Origin of the sequence: Streptomyces sp. NBC_00377, assembly GCF_036075115.1 — a bacterium.
Classification (GTDB): Bacteria; Actinomycetota; Actinomycetes; order Streptomycetales; family Streptomycetaceae; genus Streptomyces.
This window is the reverse complement of sequence record NZ_CP107958.1, coordinates 6,258,900-6,285,296: the sequence shown is the minus strand read 5'-3', so window position 1 is coordinate 6,285,296 and position 26,397 is coordinate 6,258,900. Positions and strand designations below refer to the sequence as shown.

Here is a 26,397-nt window from a genome sequence, read left to right as displayed (position 1 = left end):
ATCCCATGCTCTGCCGGGAAGTCGTAAACGCCAGCGGCTCCTCCCGATCGTCGGTGATCTTCGTGCCGTTAGTTCTTGGCGAACGTAGGCCGGGAGCAATCACTCCACCCGGCTTACGACCACAGTTACGCCTCTGGTGGTACCCCGGCAACCACCCTGGTTGCAGGCGCAGTTCAACCCCTGGTTGGGCGAGAGGGAACAGTCCTGCCAGCTAGCTTTCCAGGTACCCGGACAACATCGCCCCGGGCGGGCGACCGCACCACCGCTGGGGACGGACTCCCCCGTATCCGGGAACCGAAGGGACCTTGGATTGAAGCGACAGCTCATGAGTACGTTCGCCATCCTGACCCTGGCCGGCTCCGGCCTCGTGGCCATGGCGAACAGCGCCTCCGCCGCCCCGTCCGCGTTCACGTGCGCGAAGGTGTTCGACGACGGCAACACGGCGGGGATCAAGTGCACCGGCGCCCCCTTCAACGGGTTCGCGAAGTGCAAAAACGGCACATACGCGGTGGGCGCCACTGCGGCTTCCGGTACGACGTCCTACGCATACTGCACGAGCTACAACTCCTCACTCGCCAGCCCGCGCGTCTGGGGCGGATCGCCGGCGTAGATGTGGGCCAGCAGTAGGGCAGCCGATTGCGTGCCGGCCCGAGCGTCAGACACCGCCCGGCGCTGACGGCCGGGGACGCCCGGAGCTCTGCCGAAGCCCCGGTCGGGGAGGATACGAAGTGCCCCTTCCCGGCGGCTCGAATCCGGGAAGGGGCACTGGCGTACGGGACGCCGTCCATGAGAAGGCGTCGGGCCCCGCTGCGATGGCGTCGAGGATCATCTCCCGTCTCACCGCGCCAGACCGCGCGGGCCCGGCGGCGGTCGCGCTCCTTTGTCCATCCCGGGCACCTTTGACGACATGGCAGTTCCCACACCTCAGGTGTTGTCCGTGCCCCGGGCTGCGGCGCCGCGGGAGGTCAGTCCGGTCTCGTACGCGAAGACCACCGCCTGGGCCCGGCTGTTCAGCGTGAGCTTGCTCATGCAGCGGTGGACGTGTGTCTTGATGGTCGCCGTGCTGAGCACGAGTCTCTGGGCGATGTCGGAGTTGGACATGCCCGCCCCGACCAGCCCGAGGACCTCTAACTCCCTGGGGGTCAGCGTGTCCAGCCCGAAGTGCGGCTCGGGCGCGGCCGGGCGGGGGGTGTAGGTCTCGATGAGCCCTTTGATCACGGAGGCGCTGAACAGCATGTCGCCGGCGTGCACGGTGTCGATGGCGGCGAGCAGCCGGTCCGGTGGGGTGTCTTTGAGCAGGAAGCCACAGGCGCCGACCTTCAGCGCGCCGTAGACGTACTCGTCGAGGTCGAAAGTGGTCAGGACAAGGATCTTGGGGGGCGGGGGCGCGGCCTGGGCAAGGATGCGCTCGGTGGCGGTGATCCCGCTGATGCCCGGCATCCGAATGTCCATCAGGATGACGTCGGGTCCGGTCCGCTTGGCGATCTCGATGGCCTCCTCGCCGTCCCGCGCCTCGCCGATGACCTCGATTCCCGGTGCGGCCCGCAGGAGTGCGACGAGTCCCGAGCGGATGAGGATCTGATCGTCTGCGACGAGCACTGTGGGCATGCGTGGTTTCCGCCTTCCTCGCGGCTGCCCGGCCGGGAGCCGAGACGCTTGTCACCTGTCGCGTGGCACGGGGACGGTCAGTGCGACTTCGAACCCGCCCTGCGGGCCGGGACCAGCGGTCACCGTGCCGCCGTACATACCGGCCCGCTCGCGCATGCCGATCAAACCATGGCCGGCAGGCCCCGCAGTGGTGCCGACGGGAATTGCCTCCTGTCCGTCGTCGGTCACCCGGACGCGGACCGCGGCCTCGTCGAAGTGCACCGAGACGCTCGCGCTCGCCGTCGGCGCGTGCTTCATGACGTTCGTGAGAGCTTCCTGGATCATTCGGTAGACGCACAGATCGACGCCCGGCGGCAGCGCGAACGGGGCACCCGTGATCCGGACGTCGACGGGGACACCCGCGGCTTCGACACGCCGGGCCAGCTGGTCCAGCCGCCCGAGACCGGGGGACGCGTCGTGGTCGCCCACCCCCTCCTGTGCTCGCTCGGTCCCTTCCCTGAGCACGACCAGCATGCGGCGCATCTCCGCCATGGCCTCGTGGGCGCTGCCCTCAATGGTCTCCAGCGCCTCGCGGGCCGTCTTCGGGTCCGAGGTGAATACGTATCCGGCAAGGCCCGTCTGCACGGAGATCGCGGATACGTGGTGGGCGACCACGTCGTGCAGTTCACGGGCTATGCTCATGCGCTCGGCCATGACGGCCTGCTGCTCCTTCTCCTCCTGCTCCAGGCGCAGTTGCTCGCTGAGCACCGCGAGCCGCTCGCCGCGCTCCGCGAGCCTGCGGGCCCGGTCGCCGGTCACCCACAGAACGGCGACCGTCACGGTCACGAAGACCACACTGAGCGGGCCGATCCCGGGCTCGGCGAGCCGCGTGCCCCACAGCAGCACGAGCAGCGACCCCACTGCGCACCTCGCAGCGACCCTGCGCGGGCACTGCGCCGCGACGGTGTAGAACGCCAGGCCCAGTCCGCAGACGACGACCACGTGGTAGTAGGCCAGGGTCATATAGCACAGCGTGCAGGCCGCCGTGCTGACGAGTACGGTCAGGGGAGCCCGGCGACGCACGGCCAGCGGAAGATAGACCAGGGCGATCAGCACGTAGGCCCATACATCGGTGTGCCGCCAATAGCCATCCGAGTTCGGCCAGTTGTGCAGCATGGTGCTCATGATGCCGAGCGACACCACCGCGTAGACGGTGTCTGCCACCTGTGGGAAGGCCCGGCGAACAGCCCCGCCCCACGTGCGCTGCGCGAACATCGTCCGAGCGTAGGCCCCAAGCGACCGCTCCACCCGGCTTTCCACCGCAGAGACGCCCGTTCACCTGTCGCGTGGCACGGGGACGGTCAGTGCGACTTCGAACCCGCCCTGCGGGCCGGGACCAGCGGTCACCGTCCCACCGTAGATACCGGCCCGCTCACGCATGCCGATCAAACCATGGCCGGCGGCCCCCTCGGTGGTGCCGGCCATGACCGCCTCCTGTCCGTCGTCGGTCACCCGGACGCGGACCGCGGCCTCGTCGTAGTGCACCGTGACGCTCGCGTTCGCTGTCGGCGCGTGCTTCATGACGTTGGTGAGAGCTTCCTGGATGACCCGGAAGACACACAGGTCGGCGCCCGGCGGCAGGGCGAACGGGGCACCCGTGATCCGGACGTCGACGGGGACACCCGCGGCTTCGACGCGCCGGGCCAGTTGGTCCAGCCGTCCGAGCCCGGGGGTCGCGGTGTGGTCGCGCGCCGCGTCCTGGGCGCGCGCGGTCCCTTCCCTGAGCACGACCAGCATGCGGCGCATCTCCGCCATGGCCTCGTGGGCGCTGTCCGCGATGGTCTCCAGCGCCTCGCGAGCCGTCCCCGGATCGGAGGTGAAGACGTATCCGGCCAGGCCCGTCTGCACGGAGATCACCGACACGTGATGGGCGATGACGTCGTGCAGTTCACGGGCTATCTTCATGCGCTCGGCCATGACGGCCCGCTGCGCCTTCTCCTCCTGCTCCAGGCGCAGTTGCTCGGTGAGCACCGCGAGGCGCTCGCCGCGCTCCGCGAGCCGGCGGGACCGGTCGCCGGTCACCCACGTGACGGCGACCATCACGGTCACGAAGGCCACACTGAACGGGCCGCTCCCGGGCTCGGCGAGCCGCGCGCCCCAGAGCAGCACGAGCAGCGATGCGGCGGCGCACTTCGCAGCAACCCTGCGCGGGCACTGCGCCGCGACGGTGTAGAGGGCCAAGCCCAGGCCGCTGACCACGACCACGTGGTAGTAGGCCAGGGTGAAGTAGAAGAACACGAGGGCCGCCGTGCAGATGAGCACGGTCAGGGGAGCCCGGCGGCGCACGGCCAGCGGAAGATAGACCAGGGCGATCAGCACGTAGGCCCATACATCGGTGTGCCGCCAGTAGCCGTGCGGGTCGGGCAGGTTGCGCAGCGCGGTGCTCGAGATCCAGACCGACACAACCGCATAGACGATGTCCGCCACCTGTGGGAAGGCCCGGCGAGCCGCCCCGCTCCATATGCGCTGCGCGAACATCGTCCGAGCGTAGGCCCCAGGCGACCGCTACAGCCAGTTTTCCACCACAGCTACAACCCTGGGGGTAGACCAGCAACCACCCTGGTTGCAAGCACAGTTCAACCCACGGTTGGTCGAGAAGCATCGGCCCCTCCAACTAACTTCCATACACCCGGGCAGCAACGCCCGGGAAAGTTCTTCGGCAGGCGACAGGGCCCTTGGGCCCCCGCCCTGTCGTGTACTCCGTCCTGGTTTCGAGGAGACCGGACTCCCCTGTGTCCCGACGGCCACGACGGCGCTGTTCGCCGCCCTGTGGTGGACGGCGATCGGTCACGAGGTCCGCAACATCGACGGAAGGAAACTCACAGTGCCCATATCGAAGATTCGAACTGCGGCCGCGGCAGCCGGCTGCGCGATCGCCCTGATCGGTATTGCCACAGCCGCTCCGGCTTCCGCAGCCCCGGCGGCGCCGGACAGCGCGCGGGCCGGCGCTGTCGCGGCAGCCGGGCGCAGCGATTTCTGCGACAGCTACGTGTGTGGAAGCGGAACGTTCACCCTCTCCGCCTCCAGAAAAAACCTCACCGGCGCCATGTCGGTGCGATTCCCCTGCGGTATCGGAGTGACCTCTGCGCGTATCCGCCTTGTCACCCATGCGGTCACCACCGGTTATCAGTACGGCGCCTGGCACACGACCACTACGTGCGGCACGTACAAGACCTTCGGCGGCCTTTCCTGGACCCAGAACGAATCGATCTACGAGTGGTACATCCAGGAGACTCGAAGCGGGGGCGGTATCGCAAACGGGAACCGGGTCCAAATCTGAACATCACGGGGGAGCTCGGCCGAGTCCCCCCTGGCCTGTGCGAGCCGGCGGTCGAGGTGGCCGATCGCCGTTCGTTCGCTGCTGCCGGCATGACGTGAGGGTGAGGCGGCTGCGGGCCGCAATCCTGGTAAGCCGGAAGGTACGGGTAGGGCCCGCACACGGGGCTGACTCCGGTCATCGGCGCTACCCGCCCGCCACCGTCCGGCCGAAGAAATCTCAGGGCAGTCCCTGAAGCGGCGAAAGGGAAGTACGACCTCCATACCTGCGTTCCCTCACGGTTACGCGGGAACGGGAGTTCAGCGATCTCCTCGCTGCGTCATTCAACCTGGTTGGTCGAAATTCGCACCACATGGCTGCACACGGGGGATCACATGTGTACTGCACACAAGAGCTGGAAGAACTACGCCCTGGGAGCCGCGGCCCTCACCGCCCTCCTCTCCGCCACGGCCTGTGAGCCGGACGGCACGAACAACGGCACAGGCACCACCCCGTCCGCCACCCCGAGCGCGACCATCTCCACTCAGTCCGGCAGCAAGGGCGCCGGCTCGCAGGACTCGGGCGCCGGTTCGCAGGACTCGGGCGGTGGGTCTGGGAACGCCGGTGGGTCGGGGAACGCCGGTGGCGGTAAAACGGCGACCGCCGCCTGCACCGACGCGAACATCTCGATCGCCACCACGCTCTACGCACATGACTCGGTCCGCCACCTCCTCCTCACGGCCACCAACACCGGCGGCAAGAAATGCGCCCTGTACCGCTACCCGATCGTCCGCTTCGGCGACGGGCGGGAGGAGCAGGTCGGCCCGATGGAGTCCGAGATGAAGGGAGCCACGATCGGGCCGGGCGAGAAGGCGTACGCGGGCATGCTCCTCTTCCGGGTCGGCGCGCCGACCGAGGCCGTGGAGACGATGACCGTCAGCCTCCAGGGCCGCGTCTCCAACGCCGATGCGGACAGCGGGCCGATCGAGGTCCCGCTGCCTGACGAGGCCGACTTCCTCAACATCGACGACAACCCCCTGGTCTCGTACTGGAACGTCAGCCGCGAGAAGTCCGAGAACTACATGTTCAAGGCGGCCGGCGGCAACTGACGGTGCGACGCCACCGGCCCGGCCGTCGCGTGACACCCCGCAGAGGAAGTGACACGCCCGGTCCGGGATGTGTCAGGCCGGCTGCGCGGCGGGGTGCAGCAGCGGGGTGGGAGCGGACGCCGGGGCCTCCGGCGGGTGGGGGTAGGCGGCTGACCGGTGCTGGAAGGAGAGGATCTTCGGGTTCTGGACGACGCCGTCGCGGATCTCGATGGCCTTCCTCACCGTGACGTCGGTGTCCCATGCCCCGGGACCGCTCATGACCTTGCGCAGGTAGGGAAGGAGCGCCTCGCTGATCTCCCAGCTGGCGGAGTTCCACAGGTGGGACGGGCTGTGATCCACCGCGTAGTAGTGGCACCCCGCTCCCACCGCGGGCATGGGCTCACCGAAGGTGGTCGGACGGGCCCATGCGAAGCCCATCCCCTCGTCGCAGGCGACGTCGACGAAGAAGGTCCCCGGCCGGAACAGGGCGAGTTCCTCGTCGGTGACGAACATGAGCGGCGCGTCGGTGTCTTGCAGGACGCAGTTGACGATGATGTCGAACCCGGCCAGGTACTCCGCCAGCGGCACGGCGCCGGCCGCGGTGACCGCCTGTAGCCGCGACGGATCGTCCGCCTGCTCCTCGAAGTGGCCCATCACGACCGAGGGCATCGGCGAGGCCACCGCCGCTGCGGCACGCTGGGTGAGCACGGTGACGTCGGAGACCCCCATGGCGCCGAGGCCCGTGACGGCTCCACGCGCCGTGGCGCCGAAGCTGATGACCACCGCGCGCAGGCGGCGCCCGTAGCTGCCGGTCAGCCCGCCGAGCTGGAGGGCGTGCAGCACCGAGCAGTATCCGGCGAGCTCGTTGTTCTTGTGGAACACATGGACGCTGAAGGCGCCCGTGGAGGTCCAGTGGTTCATGGCTTCCCAGGCGATCAGGGTCAGCCGTCGATCGATGCCGATCTGGGTCATCTTCTCGTCCTGCACGCAGTGCGGCCACCCCCACAGCACCTGGCCCTCGCGGAGCTCGGCGATGTCGTCGTGCATCGGTTTGGGCAGCAGCACGATGTCGCACTCGGCGAGGATCCGCTCGCGCGGGCGCAGTCCGGCCACGAGGGGTCGCAGCGCGTCGTCGGCGACGCCGAAGCGTTCGCCGTATCCCTGTTCGAGGAAGATCTTCTCGCGTACGTCCGGGGCGATCCGGCCGAGGTGGGCGGGGTGCAACGGCAGGCGGAACTCGTTCTCCTTGCGGGAGGAGGCAAGTACTCCGAGACTCATCAGGCTCATGGCTTCCCCAGTATTTCGTTGGCTTCGTTCTCGGCATGCTCGTCGCGGCTGCCCGGCATCAGGCTCAGGAGCCCTCGGCCCGGTGCCTGCGGACGCGCTCGGCCAGCGGGAGCGGCGTCTCGTCCAGGCCGTCGGCCGACCCGCTCGCCATGCGTGCGCACGTCCCGTGGCAGGCGAGGAGCTGCTTGTCGTCGCGGTGGGAGACCACCACCGCCTGGGGGTCGGCTGCGTTCCGGTAGTCGGTGCCGCAGATGAGGCAGGCCAGTCCTGAGAGCACCTCCGCGCTCGGTTCGGGACGGCCACGCCGGCGGCCGGAGATCGAATCCTGTGAATACATGCGTCTCGCATCCTCTTGAGCGGTTCGGACGTGCTGACCGGTTCGGACGTGCTGACCGGTTCGGACGTGCTGATGGGTCCAGGGCCGTCGGCGAGATGCCGGAATGCCCCGGGGGGCATCCCGGAAGCCGGTGATCCGCTACCGCTCTGCGCGGGTCCGGATACGGAAGACGGCGGGAGAGTACGAGCCTGGAGGCATGAGGCGGCTCATTTCCGGCCGGATCCGATGTGGGCCGGCCTGTGCCGTTCCCCGAGGGCGACGCCGAAACCGATGACGGCGTGCGAGGTGCGCTCGGTGCCGCAACCGTACTCCCCTCCGGACCCCGCAAGTACCGCATGCCGACGGGCACGCGGACCGACCAGGTCCGCGGGCCCGGACCCCCCGTGGGCAGCGCCCGTGGTCCCCGCCGGCAGCCGGGGCGGCCGCGCGACCTCCGACGGCGGGGTCGCGCGCCGCGCGGTCTCGCTGCTGAACCTCCTTGAGCACTCCGGCCACCGTCGCGAAGTCGTTGTCCACGTGGAGGACGGTGTGTCCGTGGTGGACCGCGGTCGCACACACCGACAGGTCGGTCCCTCCTGCCGCGCGATGCCGGCCTCGCCGGGTCAGTTCGTACTGGGCGGTGTCGACCCAAGGCCAGGCAGTCTTCGGAACAGGAGCCACTCGGCCGGTCACCCCCCACCCACGGTCCGCAATTCGGTCATAACTCACTAAAAAGACTACGATCTGAACGGTGAGTGCGCAGGTGGTCCCCTCAAGGAAGGAATATCCCGATGACTGAGAACACCGGCGTAAGGCACGGTGGTGCGCCCGGTTCTCGAGGCCGGACGACCGTCGCCGATGTGGTGGTGGAGAAGATCGCCGGAATGGCGGCACGGGACGTGCTCGGCGTCTATGCCCTCGGCAGCGGATTCGCCCGCTCGATGGGGTCCATGCGGGAGCGGATGCCCGGCGCCGGCAGTGGCAAATCCGCCACCCGAGGGGTCAGTGTCGAGGTCGGAGAGCTACAGGCGGCCATCGATCTGGAGATCGTCGTCGAGTACGGCGTCTCGATCACGGACGTGGCCGGTGCGGTGCGGGAGAACGTGATCTCCGCGGTGGAGCGGATGGCGGGTCGGGAAGTCGTGGAAGTCAACATCACGGTCAGCGACGTGAAGCTGCCCGAGGACGAGGACGAAAGCGAAGATCGGCAGCGTATCCAGTAGCCGGGGCGGAGCAGCCCGCTTGAGTGAAGGAGCGCGTCATGAGCAGGGCCGTGGTGGGCTTGATGGCCGGAATGGCGCTGGGTTTCGCCGCGTATTTCGGTGACTTCTGGGCTTTCCTGCTGGTGCTGGGGCTGGGTGTCGTCGGTCTCTTGATCGGGCGGTTCACGGAAGGTGATCTCGAACCGGGCGACTTCGTCCGCCGCCGAGACCGGCAGGAGCGGTTCCGCGATGACCGGCGACGGGCTCGGGGAGACTGGCGGCAGTGACTGGTGAAGACGATCGGCGTCCCGGCATTCCCCGCGGGGAGCGGGGTGCGACCACTGTTGCCGACCGGGTCGTCGCGAAGATCGCTTCCCACGTGGCGCGCGATGCGCTGAGCCGGTTCACCGAGTCGGCCGGCCACGTGCCACCCGGCCGCCGGACGCCACGCGTGACCACATCCGTGCGGCGGGCACCGGAGCGGAACACCGCAGGACGAGACGCCGAGTCTCCCGCGAGACGGCAGGCGGTGCTCGGCGAGGCACGGCTGCGCATCACAGTCGAGCTCGGCTACCCGTCCGACATCGGGGCGCAGTGCGCCGCAGTGCGCCGGGAGGTTACCGAACGGCTCAGGACATGGGCGGGCATGGAGGTGTCCGACCTCGCGGTGTCGGTCGAGAGGCTCCACTCGGTACATGCGCGGCACACGGGCCAGGAGAGGGTGAGATGAGCGCGAACACCCGGCGGCAGCCGACCGGTGACAGCGACCTTCCCTCCGATTCCGGACAGGCAGCTCCGCCGCCTGGGAAAACGCTCGCGCACGCGCGGGACTCGGCCGGCCTGGACCGTCTCCCGTCGACGGTCCGACTCCGGGAAGTCCGCCACCGCGCCGACCGCGTCGCGGGGAATGGGCGGCTTCCGGCCGTCCGTCGGACCGGGTAGAGGGCTATGCTCCGTACTGACGTCCCAGACCCCGGCGGCTTGTCGTTGCTCGATACAGATGGTGCGGGGAAGCGGACCTTTTCGTTCGTCACCCGGCGCATCCCTGGAGGGAACCGGGTGGGTCCTCATGTCCTGTCGGACCGGCCGTTGCTCCACCTCCGCCGAACGTACGCCCCTGCCGGGAGCGGGCCAAGGGACAGGGAATCCCTGCGTCACCGCGTGCGCTGCCGGATGGTCGTGAGAACCGAGGCATCATGCCCCTCCCACAGCTCACCGTCTACCGCCGTGACCGAAGGAAGAGGGCGCTGCTCACCCTGACCGGTGAAATCGACCTGGAATCGACCCCACTGGTGCGCACGGCACTGGAGCGGTGTCTTGGCGACGGTATCCGGACCATCGATGTCGACCTCACGCCTGTCACGTTCTGCGACTGCAGCGGCCTCAACGCCTTCCTCCACGCCTCCCAGCAGACCACCGAGACGGGCGGGACCCTGCGCCTGCACCACCCGCCACCGATGCTGGCCCTGCTGGTCGACCTCACCGGCTGCGGGTTCCTGCTCCTCGGCCTTCCGTTCGGGCACCTGTCACCTCCACTCGGGGAGGCCCCGGCCGCGGAGCACCGGCCTGTTCCGACGGCGCCTGTCCTCTCGGGCGATGTGCGGTGGCGGCCCGATCCGTTCGGCGCCGCGACGCCTCGGGCTTCGCGCACTGAGTGGCGGCCCGAAGTCGGGGGCCACGAGGGATGAGGCAGGTCACCGGGCGGGCGCTCCGAGCATCAAGCCCCGGTGCACGTCTGGATCTCCTCGGGGATGCCACGGGGCCGGACGAGAGACATCTGTTCTGATCACCGCCCCTGGAGGCAGCGAGCTCTTGGCGCGGGTTCGTGGTCGGTCGGTGAGCCCTGGAGGCCATATCGATGTGGGGCCGGGGGCCGGCCAGGTCAGACGCACCGTCATATGGCGTGGTGCCCGGCCGCCGGGCCGGTCAGGCGCTTCGGTCGGGCAAGTTCCCAGACCTCGGCCCGCCCGCCCGCCGCATCCGTGTCACCGTCCAGCCGCAGTTGGGCGACCTCGGTGATGCGAAGGTCGGACCATGTCCCGGCCACGCCGCCGCGGAAGACCTCGACGATGCCCGCGTCCCAGAACAGCCGCAGCGGTCCGTCGAGTCCGGCGAAAGCCGCCAGGTCGATGGCCTTCTCGGCTCCGTCCAGGGAGCGCAGGGCGACTGCCCGCACGCCATCCGCCGCCGTGGCGTGGAGCACCAGCTCACCGGCGGTCCTCCTGCCGTCGAGGTCAGCCGTACCGGTCACCGGTATGGGTGTCGAGGCGAGCCGAAGCCGCGTCAGTTCGGCCGCCGGCTCGCAGTGCAGGCGGCCGTGCCGTACCGAGAGTTCGCGTGGCAGGGTCATGGCGCCGACCGCCTTGCCGCCGAGGCCGGTTGGGTCCTGGTGGGTGCGTATCCAGCCGAACTGGATCCTGCGGCCGTCCGACGTCCAGTACGACTGCGGGGCGTAGAAGCGGTCGCCCACATCCGCGACGCCGGTCTTGCGTACCTCGAAGTCGGCCCCCGAGGTGGTGCCGGTCATCCACCACACCGCGGGCCCCTCCTCGCCGTCCTCGTGGATGACGGAGATCAGCAGTGCTCCTGTGCCCTCCACGGCGAAGTAGTCCGGGCACTCCCAGACCGCGCCCGGCACCTTCGAGCCGGCCCGGTCGACGAAGACTCCGTCGTAGTCCCACGTCCGCAGGTCGGGCGAGGACAGAGCGAACACCGAGCCCCCGTGGTCGCGGCGGGCGCCCGCGACCAGTTGCCGCCACAGCCCGTCCTCTCGCCACACGCTGTGGTCGCGGAATTCGGTGATGTCGTCCGCGGGTGGAGCAGGGACGAGGGGGTTGGCCGGGTCCTTGACGAAGCCCGACAGCCCGTCGTCGGCGGCGCGTGCCAGGCACGGGAGCTGGGCGTCGCCGAGGACACCCGTGTAGAGGATCGAGACCCCGCCGTCGTGCTCGACCGCGCAGCCCGAGAAGCAGGCGGTCGCGTCGTAGGGCGCGGTCTCCCGCGGGCCGGGGAGGAGCGCCACCTCGTGCTCGGTCCAGGTGAGCAGGTCCGGGGAACTGGCATGGCCCCAGTGCTGGTTGGTGAAGTCGGTGCCCTCCGGGTTGTACTGGTAGAAGAGGTGGTGCCGCCCCTTCCAGTGGATCAGCCCGTTGGGGTCGTTCATCCAGCCCTTCGCGGGGGCGTAGTGGAGCCATGCGGGCATGTCGGAGGTTCCTCTCATTGCAGGCGAAATGTGATGAAGCGCACGAGGGCCGGTCGGCGTGACAGCCGGTTCTCAGGTGCGGGGTGGTCTCGTACTCTGGCGGCGTGTCAACCCATGAAGATCACCGACCGAGGGCGGGCAGACCGCGCCGGACCGATGTCGCGCGCCTGGCGGGCGTCTCCCCCGCGACCGTCTCCTTCGTGCTCAACAAGACGGCCGGCCAGACGATCAGTGACGAGACCCGGCAGCGGGTCCTGCAAGCGGTCGCCGAACTCGGCTACCGCCCCAACCGGGCCGCGCAGGGGCTTCGCCAGGGGCGCAGCGCCACCATCGGCTTCGTCAGCCACGACGCCGACTTCGGCGTGTTCGCGGCCTCCGCGATCAAGGGGGCCCACGAGGCGTCGGTACGCCAGGGCAATCTGCTGCTCCTGGTCAACACCGGCGGTTCGAACCGCCAGGCAGCTCAGCTGGTCGGCGAACTGCTCGACCGGCAGACCGACGCCCTGATCTTCGCCGCGGCCGGCACCAGGTCGGTGGTGATCCCGGAGAGCGCCGGGCGGGTCCCGACGATCCTCGTGAACTGCTTCGTCCCGGACGACTCCACCCCGTCGATCCTTCCCGACGAGGTGCGCGGCGGCCGGGAGGCCGCCCAGGCGCTGCTCGATCTCGGCCACCGGGACATCGCCTACCTCACCGGCACGGCCAGCGCCTGGGCCACCAAGGCCCGCCTGCGGGGCTTCCGCGAGGCACTGCGCGGCGCCGGACTCGATCCGCGGGATCACACCGTGCTGTCCGGCAACTACCATGCCGACTCCGGTTACGAGCTGGCCCGCAGGCTGCTGCGGCGCGACGCCAGGCCCACGGCGATCATGTGCGGCAACGACCGGATGGCCGTCGGCGTGCTCCTGGCCCTGCTGGAGGCGGGACTCCGCGTGCCCGAGGACGTGTCGGTGATGGGCTACGACGACCAGTTCCAGCTCGCCGCGGAGATACACCCGGCACTGAGCACCGTACGGCTGCCGTACGAGGCAATGGGCCGCCTGGCCGCCGAACAACTCGCCGCCGGCGGGCCCGCCGTGCAGACCGGACGGACCTTGCTGCACTGCCCGCTCGTGATACGCGGCTCCACTGCGGCCCCGGCGCGGCCCGCCAGGGGCTGAGCCGGGCCGGGTCCGCCGCACCCGTACATCCACGGATAACTCCCTCGTAACAGCTTATTGACGCGACAAACAGGTGAGGGCTAGCTTTCGGCAACTAACCCGAATTAGTAACCGCTGCGGTGACCCGGCGCAAGCCCCCCGCCCCAGCAGCGAGATCACCTCAGGTGCGAGACGTCGGCCCCTGCGTCGCCGGCTCACCGACCAAGGAGGAACACATGCCCACACGGAAGCTGGTTCTCGGGGTGAGCGCCGTCAGCGCCCTCACGCTGCTCGCCACCGGCTGCTCATCCGGCTCCGACAGCAGCGCGGGTGGCGGCACGAAGACCGTCACGATCTGGACGGGCATGGACCAGCCGATCATCGACGGCCTCAAGTCCAAGCTCGCCCCCCAGGCCAAGGCCGAGGGAATCACCGTCCAGTGGCGCAAGGTCGACAACATCAACCAGCTGCTCGTGCAGAAGGTGCAGGCAGGCGACGCACCCGACATCGCACTCATGCCGCAGCCGGGCATCATCAAGGACCTCGCATCCAAGGGCAAGGTCACCCCGCTGGACGACGTCCTCGATCTCCCGGCGCTACAGAAGAGCATGACGGCGGGCACGCTGGACGTCGCCAAGGTCGACGGCAAGACCTACGGTCTGATGGTCAGCATGAACGTCAAGGGCCTGGTGTTTTACCCGAAGAAGGCGTTCGAGACCGCCGGCTACGCCGCGCCGAAGACCCTCGACGAGCTCAACACCCTCACGGCGAAGATCAAGGCCGACGGGAAGACGCCCTGGTGTCTGGGCATCGAGTCCAGTACGGCGACCGGCTGGCCGGCCACGGACTGGTTCGAGAACCTGGTCCTGAAGTACGGCGGCATCGACAAGTACAACGAGTGGATCTCACACAAGATCAAGTTCGATTCGCCGTTGGTCCGCCAGGCCGCCGCCCAGTTCGAAAAGATCGCCTTCACCGACGGCAACGTGCTCGGCGGCCGCAAGTCGATTGCCAGCAACGCCTTCGGCACCGCCGGCAACGCGATGTTCAACAGCAAGCCCGGCTGTTACATGTACCAGCAGGGCAGCTTCATCACCGGGTTCTTCCCCAAGAGCGTCCAGAAGAACCTGGACACCGAGGTCGGCGTGTTCGGCCTGCCCCCGGCCACGGCGGGCGGCGACAACCCCGTGGAGGGCGGAGGCGACACCGCCTCCATCTACAAGGACAGCCCGGCCGCCCGCAAGGTCATGAAGCTGCTCGCGGCCACCGACCTCGGCACCACCGCGGCGGGCAACGGCTCCTCCTTCATCTCCCCGCACAAGGACTTCCCCCTCAGCAACTACCCGCTGAAGACCACCCAGACGATCGCCAAGGTCGCCTACGACTCCACCGGCTTCGCCTTCGACGCCTCCGACGCCATGCCGACCGCGGTCGGCACCGGAACTTTCTGGAAGGACATGACGGCCTGGATCGCGGGTGAGGAGTCGCTGGACACGGCCCTGAAGAACATCGATGCCGGCTGGCCCGCCAACTGACCGCGCGGCAGGGCTGCCGAGGACGGGCGACCGCAGCGCCCCCGTCCGCCCTCGGCAGCCGCCGAACAGACCCGACACCAACTAGCGTTCGAGGAAGGTGACCGCAGTGGTCAGCCAAGTACTCTCGACGGTGCTCACGGTGCTGGCGGGTGTTACCGCCGCCCTGGCCGTCTACTGGGTGCTCAACAAGCTCGCCGAAGCCCTGCCGGGCCGCTGGGAAACCCGGATCAAGCCCTATCTCTACATCGCGCCGGCCATCGCGGCGATCGGGGTCTACCTGGTCTACCCGACCATCGTCACCATCGTCGACAGCTTCAAGAACAGCGACGGCTCGGGCTTCGTCGGACTGGACAACTTCAGCGAGCTCCTCGGAACACCGGCCTTCCGGCAGACCCTGCTCAACTCGCTGCTGTGGATCGCCATCGTCCCCGCCGCCTGCATCGTGGTGGGCCTACTCGTCGCCGCGCTCGCCGACCGCCTGTCGCCCAACGCCGAGAAGGCGGCCAAGACCATCATCTTCATGCCCATGGCCATCAGCGCCGTGGGCTCCGCCACGGTATGGCGCTTCATGTACGCCACCCAACCGGCCGGCACCCCGCAGACCGGCCTGCTCAACGGCGTCGTCACCGCCTTCGGCCACGACCCTGTCCCCTGGCTCCAGCAAAGCACCCTGCACTCCAACAGCATGCTGCTCATGGTCATGCTGCTGTGGGGCCAGGCCGGCTTCTCCATGGTGCTGCTGTCCGCGGCCATCAAGGGCGTCCCCGCGGACACCCTCGAGGCGGCCCGCCTGGACGGCGCGGGCGAGATGCGGATCTTCTGGCGGATCATCATCCCGCAGATCCGGGGAACGCTCATCACGGTCTTCGTCACCGTCCTCATCACCGTCATGAAGATCTTCGACGTGATCTACGTGATGACCAACGGGTCCTTCAACACCAATGTCGTCGGCCTGGAGTTCTTCAACCAGCTGTACACGAACTACGACTATGGCCACGCGTCAGCGATCGTCGTCATGCTGCTCATCGCCATCGTGCCGATCATGATCTACCAGATTCGCCACTTCAGGGCGGAGGAGTCGGCATGACCATCCAGAAGACCGCCTCGACGGCACAGCACCGCAACCGCACCCAGGCCGCCCCCGCAGAGAGCGGCAGGCGCAGCACGACGCGCGGCCGGCTCCCGGTACGGCTGAGCGCGCTGTTCGTCTGCGCCCTGTGGATCGTGCCCACCCTCGGGGTGGTCATCACGTCCTTCCGCAGCGTCGACGACGCCAATTCCAGCGGCTGGTGGACGCTGTTCGCCCACCCCGGCGGACTGACCGACCTGACCACCGGCAACTACTCCAAGGCCATCGAGCAGGCGGATCTCGGCTCGGCCTTCCTCAACAGCGTGGCCATCACGCTCCCGGCAGTCTTCCTGCCGATCCTCATCGCCGCCTTCGCCGCCTACGCCTTCACCTTCATGACGTTCAAAGGCCGCGACACCCTCTTCATCATCATCGTGAGCCTGCTCGTCGTACCGAACTACGTCGCGTTCGTCCCGATCATCAAGCTCTACGCCTCCGCGCACCTCAACGGCACCTTCCCGGCCGCCTGGCTCGCGCACATCGGCTTCGGCATGTCGATGGCCGTCTACATCCTGCGCAGCTACATGGCGACCCTGCCCAAGGACGTCATCGAGTCCGCCAAGATCGACGGCGCCAGCCACTTCCAAACCTTCTACCGACTGATCCTGCCAATGTCGACCCCCGCACTGGCCTCCTTCGCGATCTTCCAGTTCCTCTGGGTCTGGAACGACCTCCTGGTCGCCCTCATCTTCGTGGGCCCCGGCGACAAGCAGCCCATCACCGTCGCGACCAACAGCCTGCTGGGACAGCAGGGCGCCGGCTGGGAACTCGTCACGGCAGGCGGCCTGTTCTCCATACTCGTCCCCATCCTGGTCTTCCTGACCTTGCAGCGGTACTTCGTCCGCGGCCTCACCAGCGGAGCCGTCAAAGGCTGACACGAGCCGCGCCGGGACTCGACGCACCCCACCAACCCCCACATGCACACCGAACACAGTCAGGAACCCGGCAACGTGAGCACAGCACACGACCCCTGGTGGCGCTCCGCCGTGATCTACCAGGTGTACATACGCAGCTTCGCCGACGGCGACGGTGACGGAACCGGCGACATCGCCGGCCTCCGCTCCCGCCTGCAATACCTGGCCTACCTCGGTGCCGACGCGATCTGGATCAACCCCTGGTATCCGTCCCCGCTGGCCGACGGCGGCTACGACGTCTCAAACTTCCGCGACATCCACCCCACGTACGGCACCCTCGACGAAGCCCGGAAGCTGATCACCGAAGCCCACGAGCTGGGCCTGCGCGTCATCCTGGACATCGTCCCCAACCACACCTCCGACCAACACGCCTGGTTCCAGAAGGCGTTGGCGGCAGCGCCCGGCTCCCCGGAACGAGACCGGTTCATCTTCCGTGACGGGAGAGGGGAGAACGGCAGCGAGCCCCCCAACGACTGGCACGCGGCCTTCGGCGGCCCCACCTGGACCCGCACGCCGGACGGACAGTGGTACCTCCACCTCTTCGCCCCCGAACAACCCGACCTCAACTGGGACAACCCCGAGGTCCGAGCCGAGTTCGAGTCCATCCTGCGCTTCTGGTTCGACCTGGGCGTGGACGGCTTCCGCATCGACGTCGCCCACGGCATGGTCAAGGACCCGGCCCTCCCGGACCTCGGCCTGACGGAGTTCTCCGTCATCGCAGGCGAGGACCAGGAGAACCACCCGCACTGGGACCGCGACGGCGTCCACGACATCTTCCGCAGCTGGCGCGCCGTCGCCGACGGCTACCCCGACCCCCTCGTCTTCGTCGCCGAGGCCCACGTCCGCCCCGGCCGCCTCGCCCACTACCTGCGCCCCGACGAACTCCACACCGCCTTCAACTTCGACTTCCTCAAGTGCGCCTTGGAGGCCGACAAGTTGAGGGAGGTGATCGACCGCACGATCACCGATCTGGCGAAGGTCGGTGCCCCCGCCACCTGGGTCCTCTCCAACCACGACGAGACACGCCACGTCACCCGCTACGGCCGCGCCCACACCGGCGTGACGACCCCGCTGCGCGACCGGCACCACCCCTCCGACCTGGCCCTCGGTACCCGCCGCGCCCGCGCAGCCGCCCTGCTCATGCTGGCCCTGCCCGGCAGCGCGTACATCTACCAGGGCGAGGAACTCGGCCTCTACGAGGTCGAAGACCTCCCCGAGTCGGCGCTCCAGGACCCCACCTGGGAACGCTCCGGCCACACCGTCCGAGGCCGCGACGGCTGCCGCGTCCCCCTCCCCTGGACCGGCGACACCCCACCCTTCGGCTTCAGCACCGCCGAAGCCGCCCCCTGGCTCCCCCAGCCCGAAAACTGGAAGTCCTACACCGCCGAGGCCAACCAGGCCGACCGCACCTCCATGCTCCAGCTCTACCGCTCCGCCCTGCGCCTGCGCCGCACCCACCCAGGCCTGCGGGGCGAGGACTTCCGCTGGCTCGACAGCCCGGACGGCACCCTGCTCTTCGAACGAGGCGACGGCGTGTCCTGCGCGGTCAACCTCAGCGAACAGCCCCTCCCCCTTCCCGAAGCCTGCACAGTGCTGCTGGCGTCTGGCCCGCTCGACAGCGGCCTGCTGCCGGCGGACACCGCCGTCTGGCTCCAGCAGGACTGACGGGACACAGACCGGGCGCGTCAGTCAACAAACTCCCCGCTACTGGCGCGCCCTCCCCCTTTGCACGATCCGCAGCCATCAGAAAGGACATCCGCCTTGACCATCGCCGTGACAGGTGAGGTACTCGTCGACTTGGTCTGGCGCACCGGCGCCGACCACCTCACACCGCACCCCGGCGGAAGCCCGGCCAACGTTGCCGTCGGCCTCCACCGCCTGGGCAGGACGGCGACCTCGATGAGCTGCTGGGGCGACGACGCCCCCGGCGCCCTGATCGGCGCCCATCTCGCCACCACCGGTGTGCCGGTCCACCGCCTGCCCAGCGCCTCCCGCCGCACCACAGTCGCCCTCGCCTACGTGGACACCGCCACAGGGGCGGCCACGTACGACTTCCTGGCCGCTGGGACCCCGAGGACCTCGCCCTCGGCCCTGACGTGACTCTGCTGCACACCGGTTCGCTGGCAGGGGTGGTCGAGCCGGGGGCGACCCGGGTCGTCGAGACGTGCCGCCGAGTGCACGACGCCCCTGGGCACGCGGTCGCGGTCGACCTCAACGTCCGCCCCGCCGTCCTCCCCGACCCAACCGCCTACCGCGCGGCCATCACCCGGCTCGCCCAGCTCCGAAGTCGCGAGCAGCGGATTTCAGTCCGTTCAGGCAAAGTTGACGATCCGACACCCATAGATGCACGTTTCCGCAGGTCAGAAGCCTGCACAGGTGGGGCGGGTGGGACTCGAACCCACGGCCGACGGATGTGAGTCCTTTGAGGATCTTGGCGGTCCTGGCCGATCAGTGTCCGTTCATGACGTTTTTGCAGGTCACACAGGTTACTCCCGCACGTACGTGTCCTGGTACGCCGCCCTCCCCCCGAACACGTTCAAGCCGACGTGTCCGCTTGTGTACGTCGTGTCCGTCACGTCGATGATCCGGGTGCCGTTGAGGAACACCTGGATGCGGTCGCCCTCGGTGAGGACGCGGACGGGGTACGTCGTGCCGCGGCGGACCAGGGCTGGGACGCGGGCGAGGGCTTTGGCGTCGTCGAAGTAGCCGTCGGCCTTGGCGACCAGGCGGATCACTCGCAGGTCGGGGTCGATGTTGAGGCAGTAGGCGTCGGTGCCGTCGGAGGAGGCGCGCCATAGGAGGGAGAGGGCGCCGCCGGTGTCCGGGTCGGGGCCGCCGAGCCGGACCAGGGTGGTGAGGTCCAGGTCCGTCGCCGTGCGGGCCGAGATCGCGTTGGAGTCCTTGTCGAAGCTTCCGGCGCGGCCCGCGCTCTCCGTCGACCAGCGGCCGGCGGGGGTGATCGTCAGCTTGCCGACGTCCGAGCGGAATTCACCGCCGGTCGGGGCGGCCACCAGCGGCTTCACCCGATCCACCAAGCGGCAGGTGCTGTCGAGCCTGTGCACCTTGAGCGAGTCGATGTGTGCGGTGCCGCCCTTGGCGTAGAAGGCCATGCCGTCGGCGTCCGGGCCGGGGAAGATCAGGCTGGTCACGACGGCCTGTCCGTCCGCGCCGAATGCCTCGACCGAGGACGAGTCGACGTACACGCGCAGGGTCACGCGGCCGCCGGTCGTCTTCATCGGCGCGGTCGTGCGGCCCGCGAAGTACTGCGTGAAGTCGCTCAGGCCCGATGCCGAGCGGTCCACGAACAGCTCCTGCGCCTCGGCGTCGTATCCGACTGCCGTGTGCTGGTCGTCGTCGGTCCGGAGCCGGAAGCCGACCTCCGTCGCGGTGCCGAGGGTGACCTCGGCCTCGATCTCGTAGGCGATCCCCCGGACTCCAGCGAGCGGGTTCGCGGAGGTGGGGTCGACGGCGAGGTCCTTGCGGGTCGTGGTGGACGTGCGCAGGGCCGTCAGCTCCCGGACCGGGCGCTGCGCCAGGCGTACGCCGTCGGCGGTGTCCGTGAGGGTCAGTTCGCGGGGGGTGCTCAGCTGGCCGTTCCAGCCACCGGTCGGGCCGCTGAAGGGGTAGTCCCAGTTGCTCATCCAGCCGAGCCAGACGCGGCGGTCGTCGGGCAGGCCGTAGAAGGACATGGCGGCGTAGTAGTCGCGGCCGGAGTCGGCGCGCAGGACCGAGCCGGCCTTCTGGTCGGGAGTGAAACCGGTGCCGTTCCACTCACCCGTGAAGTACTGGGCGGCTGAGCCGTTCGTGGCGCGTACGGCACCGGTGCTCAGGGTGAGGACCCACTTCACCTTGTCCTTGTCGCCGTCGACGGGGAGCGGGAAGAAGTCGGGGCACTCCCAGACGCCGGGTGTGGCCCAGTCGCCGTAGCCGAAGGAGCTGACCTGGGTCCAGGTGAGGAGGTCGGTGGAGGTGAAGAAGCGGATGTGGTCGCCGCCGGAGACGACCATCAGCCACTGGTCGTGAGCCTCGTCGCGGATGACCTTCGGGTCGCGGAAGGTCCAGCCGGCGTCGGGGCCTCCCGGGTTCTGCACGGCCGGGGTCGATTCGCCGTGCCACTGCCACGAGCGGCCCTTGTCCTTGCTGTAGGCGATGCGCACGCTGGCGTTTCCGCCCGGCTTGTCCGGGTGGTAGCTGGTGTAGTACGCGATCAGGCCCGAGCCGCCGTCGAAGAGACCGGAGGTGTCGTCGGCGTCCACGACCGCGCAGCCGGTCCAGCAGTGGCCGTAGGCGTTCCAGGGCAGGGCGCTCGGCAGGGGCTGCCAGTGGACGAGGTCGGTGCTGACCGCGTGCGCCCAGCGGCCCTCGTCCTGGTGGAAGAGGTGGTACTCGCCGTCGTGGTGCAGCAGGCCGCAGGGGTCGCTGGTGGGGCCGGTGAGCTGGGAGTAGTGGTACGTGGGGCGGTACGGCTCGGTGAAGTAGTCGGCGGTGCCGCGCACTTCGACGTTCTGGAAGTACGACGTCCCGTGCGCGGCCGCGGTGCCGAAGGCGGCGCCCTTGGTGCGGGACACGCGGGTCTTCAGCGCCCGTACGCCGTCCACGTACACCTCGATGGTTCTGCCCGTCGCGCGGGCCTCGACGCGGTAGGTGCCGCCTGACGCGATGCGCCGGACCGGGCCGGAGGCGGATGCGAGGCGGGTGCCGGAGGAGCGGTCCAGCAGGACGACGGCGTCACGGCCGGCTTCCAGGCGGGCTTCGTAGCCGCCGGAGCCGTTCGCGGACGCGCGCAGGACGAGGCCGGCCGAGGAGGAGCGGTCGCCGGGTGTGATGTCGGCCCTCGCCACCAGGTCGCCGTCGGTGCAGGGGGCCGTGCGCAGACCGTTCTCGCCACGGATGCCGCGCAGGTCGGGGGTCCAGGTGCCGGAGCGGGCCGTCCAGCCCTGGAGGCCGGTGGCGAGGTCGGCTGCGGCGATGTTCTCGAAGGACACCTCGCCGGCCGAAGCCGTGACGGCGAGTCGGCCCTTCGTGTGGGTGGAGTCCTGGGCGGTGATGACGGGGCTGTAGCCGTCGGGAGAGAGGAAGTCGGTCTGCCAGTGCACGCGCAGTTCGTCGTGTTCGGCTTCGACGCGCAGACGGTAGACCTTGTCGGCCTTGATGGTGGTCGCGCAGGTGCCGAGGGTGACGTCGCCGTCGATGCGGTAGAGCCTCAGCCTGCCCTGGTCCGCGTCGACTTGGACGCCGTAGCCGTGCGTGGCCGTGGCGTCGGTGCGCACCAGCAGTGAGGCGATGGCGGAGGCGTCGTGCAGGAGCAGGTCGGCCTGGAGCGTGGTGTCGTACGTCTTGGTCGTGGTGATGGCGCGGGCGGTGGCTCCCTGGGTCGGTGCCGCGCGCCAGCCCAGCGGACTCGCCGTCCAGGTGCCGCCGCTCGTGGTCCAGCCGGTGAGGTTGGTGGTGACCGAGGAGAGGGAGGGCGGGCCGAAGGTGACCTTGCCGCCCTGGGCGAGCAGGCCCAACGAGCCGCTGTCGTGGCGGTGGTCCTCGGTGTGGAGGAGCCGCTTGCCGTCGACACGCACCGTCAGCTCGGGTCCGTCGACCGTCACTTCGAGGTCGTAGGGCTTTTCGGCCTGCGCGCCCGGGAGCGGAGCGGTGGCAAGTGTGTCGCCGCCGGCCAGGTCGTAGAGCCGTATGCGGGCGCGGCCGGGGTCGAGGGCGACCGCGTATCCGGTCGAGCCGTCGAGGGCGGCCCGGATCACCAACGCGCCTACGGAGGAGGAGGATTGGGGCGTGACGCGGGCCGCGTACGTGCCCTTGGTCGCGAGTTGCTGCTCGGACAGGGCGAGGGCGGGCCCGCGACGGTCGGCGGTCGCCTTCTGGCCGCCGTCGGAGGTGCGGGTCCAGGTGCCGGTGACGGGGATGGGGTCGGGAATCGGGGTGGCGGCGGGGGTCGCTCCGGCGGCGCTCGGGGCGGCGGCCTGTGCTGCGGGGAGGATGGTTCCGAGAGGCAGCAGGGTGGCGGCGGTTCCTCCGGCGAGCAGGAGGGAACGGCGGGACACGCTCATGGCGGCTCCTGAGGGAGAACAGGGGGTGGGCCACGGCCCGGGGGGACGTCCACCCCGCGGGCCGTGGCCGTGTGTAAGACCGTCACGGCCACAGCGGCCGGGGTCCGTCGGTGAAGGCCGACGCCATCTGCCAGGCGTCGAACCGCTCCAGGGCCACGTCGCCGTCGGCACCGATACCGACGCCGACGGCCTCGTCCGGGCGGGTGGGGTAGATGCGGGCGGTCAGGGCACGCCCGTTGGCGAAGATCTCCAGTGCGGAGTGGTCGACGAGGACCCGCAGGTCGACCCGGCCGTCGGGGTCCAACGGCAGCTGCCCGTACCGGGGTTCGGTGTCGACCGTCGGGTCGAGGCTGGTGGTCTCGCGGTGCAGGCGGAGGGTGCCGCTCGCTCCGTCGTGCGACCGGCTCACCTCCACGACCGTGCGTTCCACGCCGTCCGGTGTCTCCCGGACCACGAGCCGGGCGGTCGCTCCGGGAGCGAGACGCAGGGTCGTCTCGATGTCCAGCTGGTCCCCGCGCACGGCGGGCAGCGAGGTGTACGGGTCGGCCAGCGGGCCCGCCGCCACCTCTACGCGTTCCCGCCGCAGCTCGATCAGCTCCGGCACCGGGGCCTGATGCAGGCCGCCGTCCGTGGCGACCGTGACGACCCTCGGCAGGGACATCACGCCGCACCAGCCGGCCTGCGCGTTCGCCTCGTCCGTCCGTCCCTCCTGGAGCCAGCCGAACATGACGCGGCGGCCGTGCTCGTCACGGGTGGACTGGGGGGCGTAGAAGTAGCGGCCGCCGTAGTCGAGGCGGTGGAGGGCGGTCGGCGTGAAGGTGTCGCCCTGGTAGCGGCCGGTCCAGTACAGGGGGTGGTGGGTGGTGCCCTCGTCCCAGGCGGAGAAGACCAGCGCGTCGGTGCTGCCGGCCTCCTCGTCCTCGCCGAGCCGGAAGAGGTCGACGCACTCCCACATCGTGCCGGTCCAGTCGAGCTCGCCCTGGTTCTGCGAGGCGTCGCCGGTCAGCAGGGGGCCGACGTAGCGCCAGCTGCGCAGGTCGTCGGATTCGTACAGGAAGGCCGTTCCGCCGGCGCCCCGGATTCCCGACCCCACCAGCTGACGCCACACCGTGTTCTCGCCCGAGCCCTCCCGCCAGACGCAGTGGTCGCGGAAGGCCGTGATGTCGACACCCTCCGGCGGGGCGGTGATGACGGGGTTGGCCGGGTCCTTGGTCCAGTACCTCAGGTCCGCCGATCCCCTGGCCACGCAGGGGAGTTCATGCTCGTCGTGCCTGCCCGAGTAGACGAGCGTGGGCACTCCCCCGTCGTCGACGAGGACTCCGGACCAGCAGCCGTCGCGGTCTGGGCCAGTGGTGCCGGGGACGAGGGCGACCGGTTCGTCGGTCCAGTGGACGAGATCGGTGCTTGTGGCGTGGCCCCAGTGGATGCGGTGGTGGGCGGCGGCGAGCGGGTTGTACTGGTAGAAGAGGTGGTAGACGCCGTTCCAGTGGCTCAGCCCGTTGGGGTCGTTGAGCCAGCCGCCGGGCGAGGTGAAGTGGAAGCGGGGGCGGTGGGGGTCGCGCAGGGCGCGTTCGGCCAGCCCCTCGGCGGTGGGACTGCCGGAGGGGAGGGTGAGGTCGTGGGTCATGCGGCGGTGGTCTCCGCTTTCTCGGTGGCGTCGGTGTCGTCCGTGGCCTCGCCGTCCGGCCGGTCGGTGGCCTTGAGGACGCGGCGGGCGATGTCGGAGGCGGGTGCGCGCAGGTGGCAGCGCACCCAGTGGGGCTGTCCGTCGTCTTCGCCGACGATGTGGCGGACGGACTCGGTGCGGCTGCACGTGCCGTCGTCGTCGTAGGGGCAGGACGTGGGGTTGAGGATCGCCTCGCGCAGGCGGGCGCGCTCGACGGGGTCGTAGCTGCCGGCCCGTTCGGGATCGGGCACGGCGGACAGAAGGAGGCGGGTGTAGGGGTGGGCGGGGGCGTCCATCACCGCCAACGCGTCGCCGCCCTCGACGAGTTCGCCGGCGAACATGACCATCGTGGTGTCCGCGAGGTAGCGGGCGGAGCCCAGGTCGTGGGTGATGTAGAGCATGGCGATGTTCCGCTCGTCGCGCAGGCGCCGCATCAGGTTGAGCACGCCGACGCGCACGGAGACGTCCAGCATCGACGTCGGTTCGTCGGCCAGGACGATGCGCGGTTCCACCGCCAACGCGCGAGCGATGGAGACGCGCTGACGCTGGCCGCCGGAGAGTTCGTGCGGGTAGGACTGGAGCATGTCCTCGGTCAGGCCGACCGTTTTTATGAGCTCGCGCAGCGCCTCGGGAGTGGCGGAGTGGCCGTGCAGGACGAGCGCCCGGGTGAGGAAGTGCTCGATACGGTGGACGGGGTTGAGCGAGCCGAAGGGGTCCTGGAACACCATCTGGACCTTGCGGCGGTAGGCCCGTGACGCCCGGCGTCGCTCGGTGCGCAGGATGTCCTCGCCGTCGAGCAGCACCTGTCCGGCGGAGGGCTGTTCGAGGCGGGCGAGACAGCGGGCGATGGTGGACTTGCCGCTGCCGGACTCGCCGACCAGGGCGGTGATCCGGCCGGCCGGCAGGTCGAAGGAGACGTCGTTGACGGCACGGACGCGGCGCCGGGAGAAGACGGTGCCGACCTGGAAGTCCTTGGTCAGACCGCGTACGGACAGCAGGGGTTCGGTCATCGGGGGGCTCCTTCGAGGCTGCGGGCCACCCAGCGGCCGGGCGCGATCTCGCGCAGGTCGGGGATGTTCATGGAGCAGTCCGAGCGGTCCTCGGGACAGCGGACGTGGAAGCCGCAACTGTCGGCGGTGCGCGGGGCGTCGAAGAGGCCGGTGAGTTCCTGGCGCGGGCCGGTCAGCGGCGGGAAGGCGTTCATCAGCGCCTCGGTGTAGGGGTGCAGCGGATGGGCGAACAAGTCCTTGGCGTCGGCGAGTTCGACGATCCGTCCGCCGTACATCACACCCATGCGGTCCGACAGCTCGACCATCAGGGACATGTCGTGGGTGATGAAGAGGATGGAGAAGCCCAGCTCCCGCTGGAGGTCGCGGATCTGCGCCATGATCTCCTGCTGCACGACCACGTCGAGCGCGGTGGTCGGCTCGTCCATGATCAGCAGCCGGGGGCGGAGTGCGACGGCCATGGCGATGACCACGCGCTGGCGCATGCCGCCGGAGAGCTGGTGCGGGTACGCCTTCAGCCTTCCCGGGTCGATGCCGACCAGCTGAAGCAGCTCGCCGGCCCGCTCCCGCGCGGCCCGCTTCTTCATCCGCTCGTGGGTGGTGAAGATGTCGACGATCTGCTCGCCGATGGTCAGGACGGGGTTGAGCGAGTTCATCGCCGACTGGAAGACCATGGCGATCTCCCGCCACCGGAAGGCGCGCAGCTCGCGTGCGTCCAGGGCGAGGACGTCCCTGCCCTGGAAGCGGATGCTGCCCGCGGTGATCTCCGCCGGGGGCTTCAGCAGCCGCATCACCGCGTTGGCGATGGTCGACTTGCCGCAGCCGGATTCTCCGGCGAGGCCGAAGATCTCTCCGGCGCCGATGGAGAAGGAGACGTCGTCGGCGCCGACGACGGTTCGTCCGTCGCCGCGGTATTCGACGCGCAGCCCGTTCACCTCAAGTACGGGTTCCAT

At 69.5% G+C, this 26,397-nt stretch carries 23 protein-coding genes and 1 pseudogene; 13 read left to right on the top strand and 11 right to left on the bottom strand.

Annotated elements, in window-relative coordinates; translation table 11 throughout:
* The first annotated feature begins 325 nt into the window (after window positions 1-325).
* Window positions 326-610, top strand: coding sequence for a hypothetical protein (locus OHS71_RS27955; RefSeq protein ID WP_328482077.1), 285 nt, complete (start codon window positions 326-328; stop codon window positions 608-610).
* A gap of 314 nt (window positions 611-924) precedes the next feature.
* Here the strand turns inward: OHS71_RS27955 and OHS71_RS27950 are convergent, their stop codons facing one another.
* Genes OHS71_RS27950 through OHS71_RS27940 form a run of 3 tightly spaced genes read right to left on the bottom strand, consistent with a single transcriptional unit; the run spans window position 925 to window position 4,125 of the window.
* On the bottom strand, window positions 925-1,608 hold the full coding sequence (locus tag OHS71_RS27950; protein ID WP_328482076.1) for a response regulator transcription factor: 684 nt from the start codon (window positions 1,606-1,608) through the stop codon (window positions 925-927).
* A 51-nt stretch (window positions 1,609-1,659) separates the two neighbouring features.
* On the bottom strand, window positions 1,660-2,862 hold the full coding sequence (locus tag OHS71_RS27945) for a sensor histidine kinase (RefSeq protein WP_328482075.1): 1,203 nt from the start codon (window positions 2,860-2,862) through the stop codon (window positions 1,660-1,662).
* Window positions 2,863-2,922: 60 nt separating this feature from the next.
* Entirely contained in the window at window positions 2,923-4,125 is a 1,203-nt protein-coding gene (locus OHS71_RS27940; protein WP_328482074.1) for a sensor histidine kinase, read from the bottom strand.
* 346 nt (window positions 4,126-4,471) lie between these two features.
* On the opposite strand from OHS71_RS27940, the gene OHS71_RS27935 reads away from it, so the two are divergent.
* Both OHS71_RS27935 and OHS71_RS27930 read left to right on the top strand, forming a co-directional pair.
* Window positions 4,472-4,927 (top strand): hypothetical protein, encoded by a 456-nt coding sequence (locus OHS71_RS27935; RefSeq protein WP_328482073.1) that lies wholly within the window; start codon window positions 4,472-4,474, stop codon window positions 4,925-4,927.
* Between the two features lie 371 nt (window positions 4,928-5,298).
* Window positions 5,299-6,012 carry a DUF4232 domain-containing protein gene (locus tag OHS71_RS27930; protein WP_328482072.1) on the top strand — a complete coding sequence of 238 codons (714 nt, stop codon included), beginning with the start codon at window positions 5,299-5,301 and terminating at the stop codon, window positions 6,010-6,012.
* A 72-nt stretch (window positions 6,013-6,084) separates the two neighbouring features.
* On the opposite strand, the gene OHS71_RS27925 is transcribed toward OHS71_RS27930, so the two are convergent.
* The 3 genes and pseudogenes from OHS71_RS27925 to OHS71_RS27915 all read right to left on the bottom strand — a co-directional run.
* A complete protein-coding gene (locus OHS71_RS27925) occupies window positions 6,085-7,278 on the bottom strand; it encodes a N(5)-(carboxyethyl)ornithine synthase (protein WP_328482071.1) in 1,194 nt (397 codons plus the stop codon).
* A gap of 64 nt (window positions 7,279-7,342) precedes the next feature.
* Complete coding sequence (locus OHS71_RS27920; RefSeq protein WP_328482070.1) at window positions 7,343-7,615, bottom strand: hypothetical protein; 273 nt, start codon at window positions 7,613-7,615, stop codon at window positions 7,343-7,345.
* A 459-nt stretch (window positions 7,616-8,074) separates the two neighbouring features.
* Window positions 8,075-8,275: pseudogene (locus OHS71_RS27915) on the bottom strand (VapC toxin family PIN domain ribonuclease); the annotation flags it as partial.
* A 110-nt stretch (window positions 8,276-8,385) separates the two neighbouring features.
* On the opposite strand from OHS71_RS27915, the gene OHS71_RS27910 reads away from it, so the two are divergent.
* The 4 genes from OHS71_RS27910 (at window position 8,386) to OHS71_RS27900 (ending at window position 10,484) form a co-directional block, all read left to right on the top strand.
* Window positions 8,386-8,817 carry an Asp23/Gls24 family envelope stress response protein gene (locus OHS71_RS27910; protein WP_328482069.1) on the top strand — a complete coding sequence of 144 codons (432 nt, stop codon included), beginning with the start codon at window positions 8,386-8,388 and terminating at the stop codon, window positions 8,815-8,817.
* A gap of 38 nt (window positions 8,818-8,855) precedes the next feature.
* Window positions 8,856-9,083, top strand: coding sequence for a hypothetical protein (locus OHS71_RS27905; protein WP_328482068.1), 228 nt, complete (start codon window positions 8,856-8,858; stop codon window positions 9,081-9,083).
* Window positions 9,080-9,526 (top strand): Asp23/Gls24 family envelope stress response protein, encoded by a 447-nt coding sequence (locus OHS71_RS41390; RefSeq protein WP_443047071.1) that lies wholly within the window; start codon window positions 9,080-9,082, stop codon window positions 9,524-9,526. Before OHS71_RS27905 ends, OHS71_RS41390 begins: the two co-directional genes overlap by 4 nt.
* Window positions 9,527-9,992: 466 nt before the next feature.
* Entirely contained in the window at window positions 9,993-10,484 is a 492-nt protein-coding gene (locus tag OHS71_RS27900) for an STAS domain-containing protein (RefSeq protein ID WP_328482067.1), read from the top strand.
* A gap of 206 nt (window positions 10,485-10,690) precedes the next feature.
* Here OHS71_RS27900 and OHS71_RS27895 read toward each other — a convergent pair whose 3' ends face one another.
* Window positions 10,691-11,998 (bottom strand): glycoside hydrolase family 32 protein, encoded by a 1,308-nt coding sequence (locus OHS71_RS27895; protein ID WP_328482066.1) that lies wholly within the window; start codon window positions 11,996-11,998, stop codon window positions 10,691-10,693.
* Between the two features lie 104 nt (window positions 11,999-12,102).
* Between OHS71_RS27895 and OHS71_RS27890 the strand changes: the two genes are divergently transcribed.
* The 6 genes from OHS71_RS27890 to OHS71_RS27865 all read left to right on the top strand — a co-directional run bounded on the left by OHS71_RS27890 (window position 12,103) and on the right by OHS71_RS27865 (window position 18,815).
* Window positions 12,103-13,158, top strand: a complete 1,056-nt coding sequence (locus tag OHS71_RS27890; protein WP_328482065.1) for a LacI family DNA-binding transcriptional regulator — start codon at window positions 12,103-12,105, stop codon at window positions 13,156-13,158.
* A gap of 215 nt (window positions 13,159-13,373) precedes the next feature.
* On the top strand, window positions 13,374-14,672 hold the full coding sequence (locus tag OHS71_RS27885; RefSeq protein WP_328482064.1) for an ABC transporter substrate-binding protein: 1,299 nt from the start codon (window positions 13,374-13,376) through the stop codon (window positions 14,670-14,672).
* 106 nt (window positions 14,673-14,778) lie between these two features.
* On the top strand, window positions 14,779-15,759 hold the full coding sequence (locus OHS71_RS27880; RefSeq protein WP_328482063.1) for a carbohydrate ABC transporter permease: 981 nt from the start codon (window positions 14,779-14,781) through the stop codon (window positions 15,757-15,759).
* Entirely contained in the window at window positions 15,756-16,676 is a 921-nt protein-coding gene (locus tag OHS71_RS27875) for a carbohydrate ABC transporter permease (protein ID WP_328482062.1), read from the top strand. Before OHS71_RS27880 ends, OHS71_RS27875 begins: the two co-directional genes overlap by 4 nt.
* 42 nt (window positions 16,677-16,718) lie before the next feature.
* Entirely contained in the window at window positions 16,719-18,380 is a 1,662-nt protein-coding gene (locus OHS71_RS27870; RefSeq protein WP_443047070.1) for a glycoside hydrolase family 13 protein, read from the top strand.
* A gap of 96 nt (window positions 18,381-18,476) precedes the next feature.
* Window positions 18,477-18,815 (top strand): PfkB family carbohydrate kinase, encoded by a 339-nt coding sequence (locus OHS71_RS27865; protein WP_328482060.1) that lies wholly within the window; start codon window positions 18,477-18,479, stop codon window positions 18,813-18,815.
* Between the two features lie 386 nt (window positions 18,816-19,201).
* Here OHS71_RS27865 and OHS71_RS27860 read toward each other — a convergent pair whose 3' ends face one another.
* The 4 genes from OHS71_RS27860 to OHS71_RS27845 all read right to left on the bottom strand — a co-directional run bounded on the left by OHS71_RS27860 (window position 19,202) and on the right by OHS71_RS27845 (window position 26,397).
* Window positions 19,202-22,771: a glycoside hydrolase family 32 protein gene (locus OHS71_RS27860; protein ID WP_328482059.1), complete on the bottom strand. Its 3,570-nt coding sequence runs from the start codon at window positions 22,769-22,771 to the stop codon at window positions 19,202-19,204.
* 82 nt (window positions 22,772-22,853) lie between these two features.
* Window positions 22,854-24,398 (bottom strand): glycoside hydrolase family 32 protein, encoded by a 1,545-nt coding sequence (locus tag OHS71_RS27855; RefSeq protein ID WP_328482058.1) that lies wholly within the window; start codon window positions 24,396-24,398, stop codon window positions 22,854-22,856.
* On the bottom strand, window positions 24,395-25,447 hold the full coding sequence (locus tag OHS71_RS27850; protein ID WP_328482057.1) for an ATP-binding cassette domain-containing protein: 1,053 nt from the start codon (window positions 25,445-25,447) through the stop codon (window positions 24,395-24,397). Before OHS71_RS27850 ends, OHS71_RS27855 begins: the two co-directional genes overlap by 4 nt.
* On the bottom strand, window positions 25,444-26,397 hold the full coding sequence (locus tag OHS71_RS27845) for an ABC transporter ATP-binding protein (protein WP_328482056.1): 954 nt from the start codon (window positions 26,395-26,397) through the stop codon (window positions 25,444-25,446). The genes OHS71_RS27850 and OHS71_RS27845 overlap by 4 nt, the downstream gene beginning before the upstream one ends.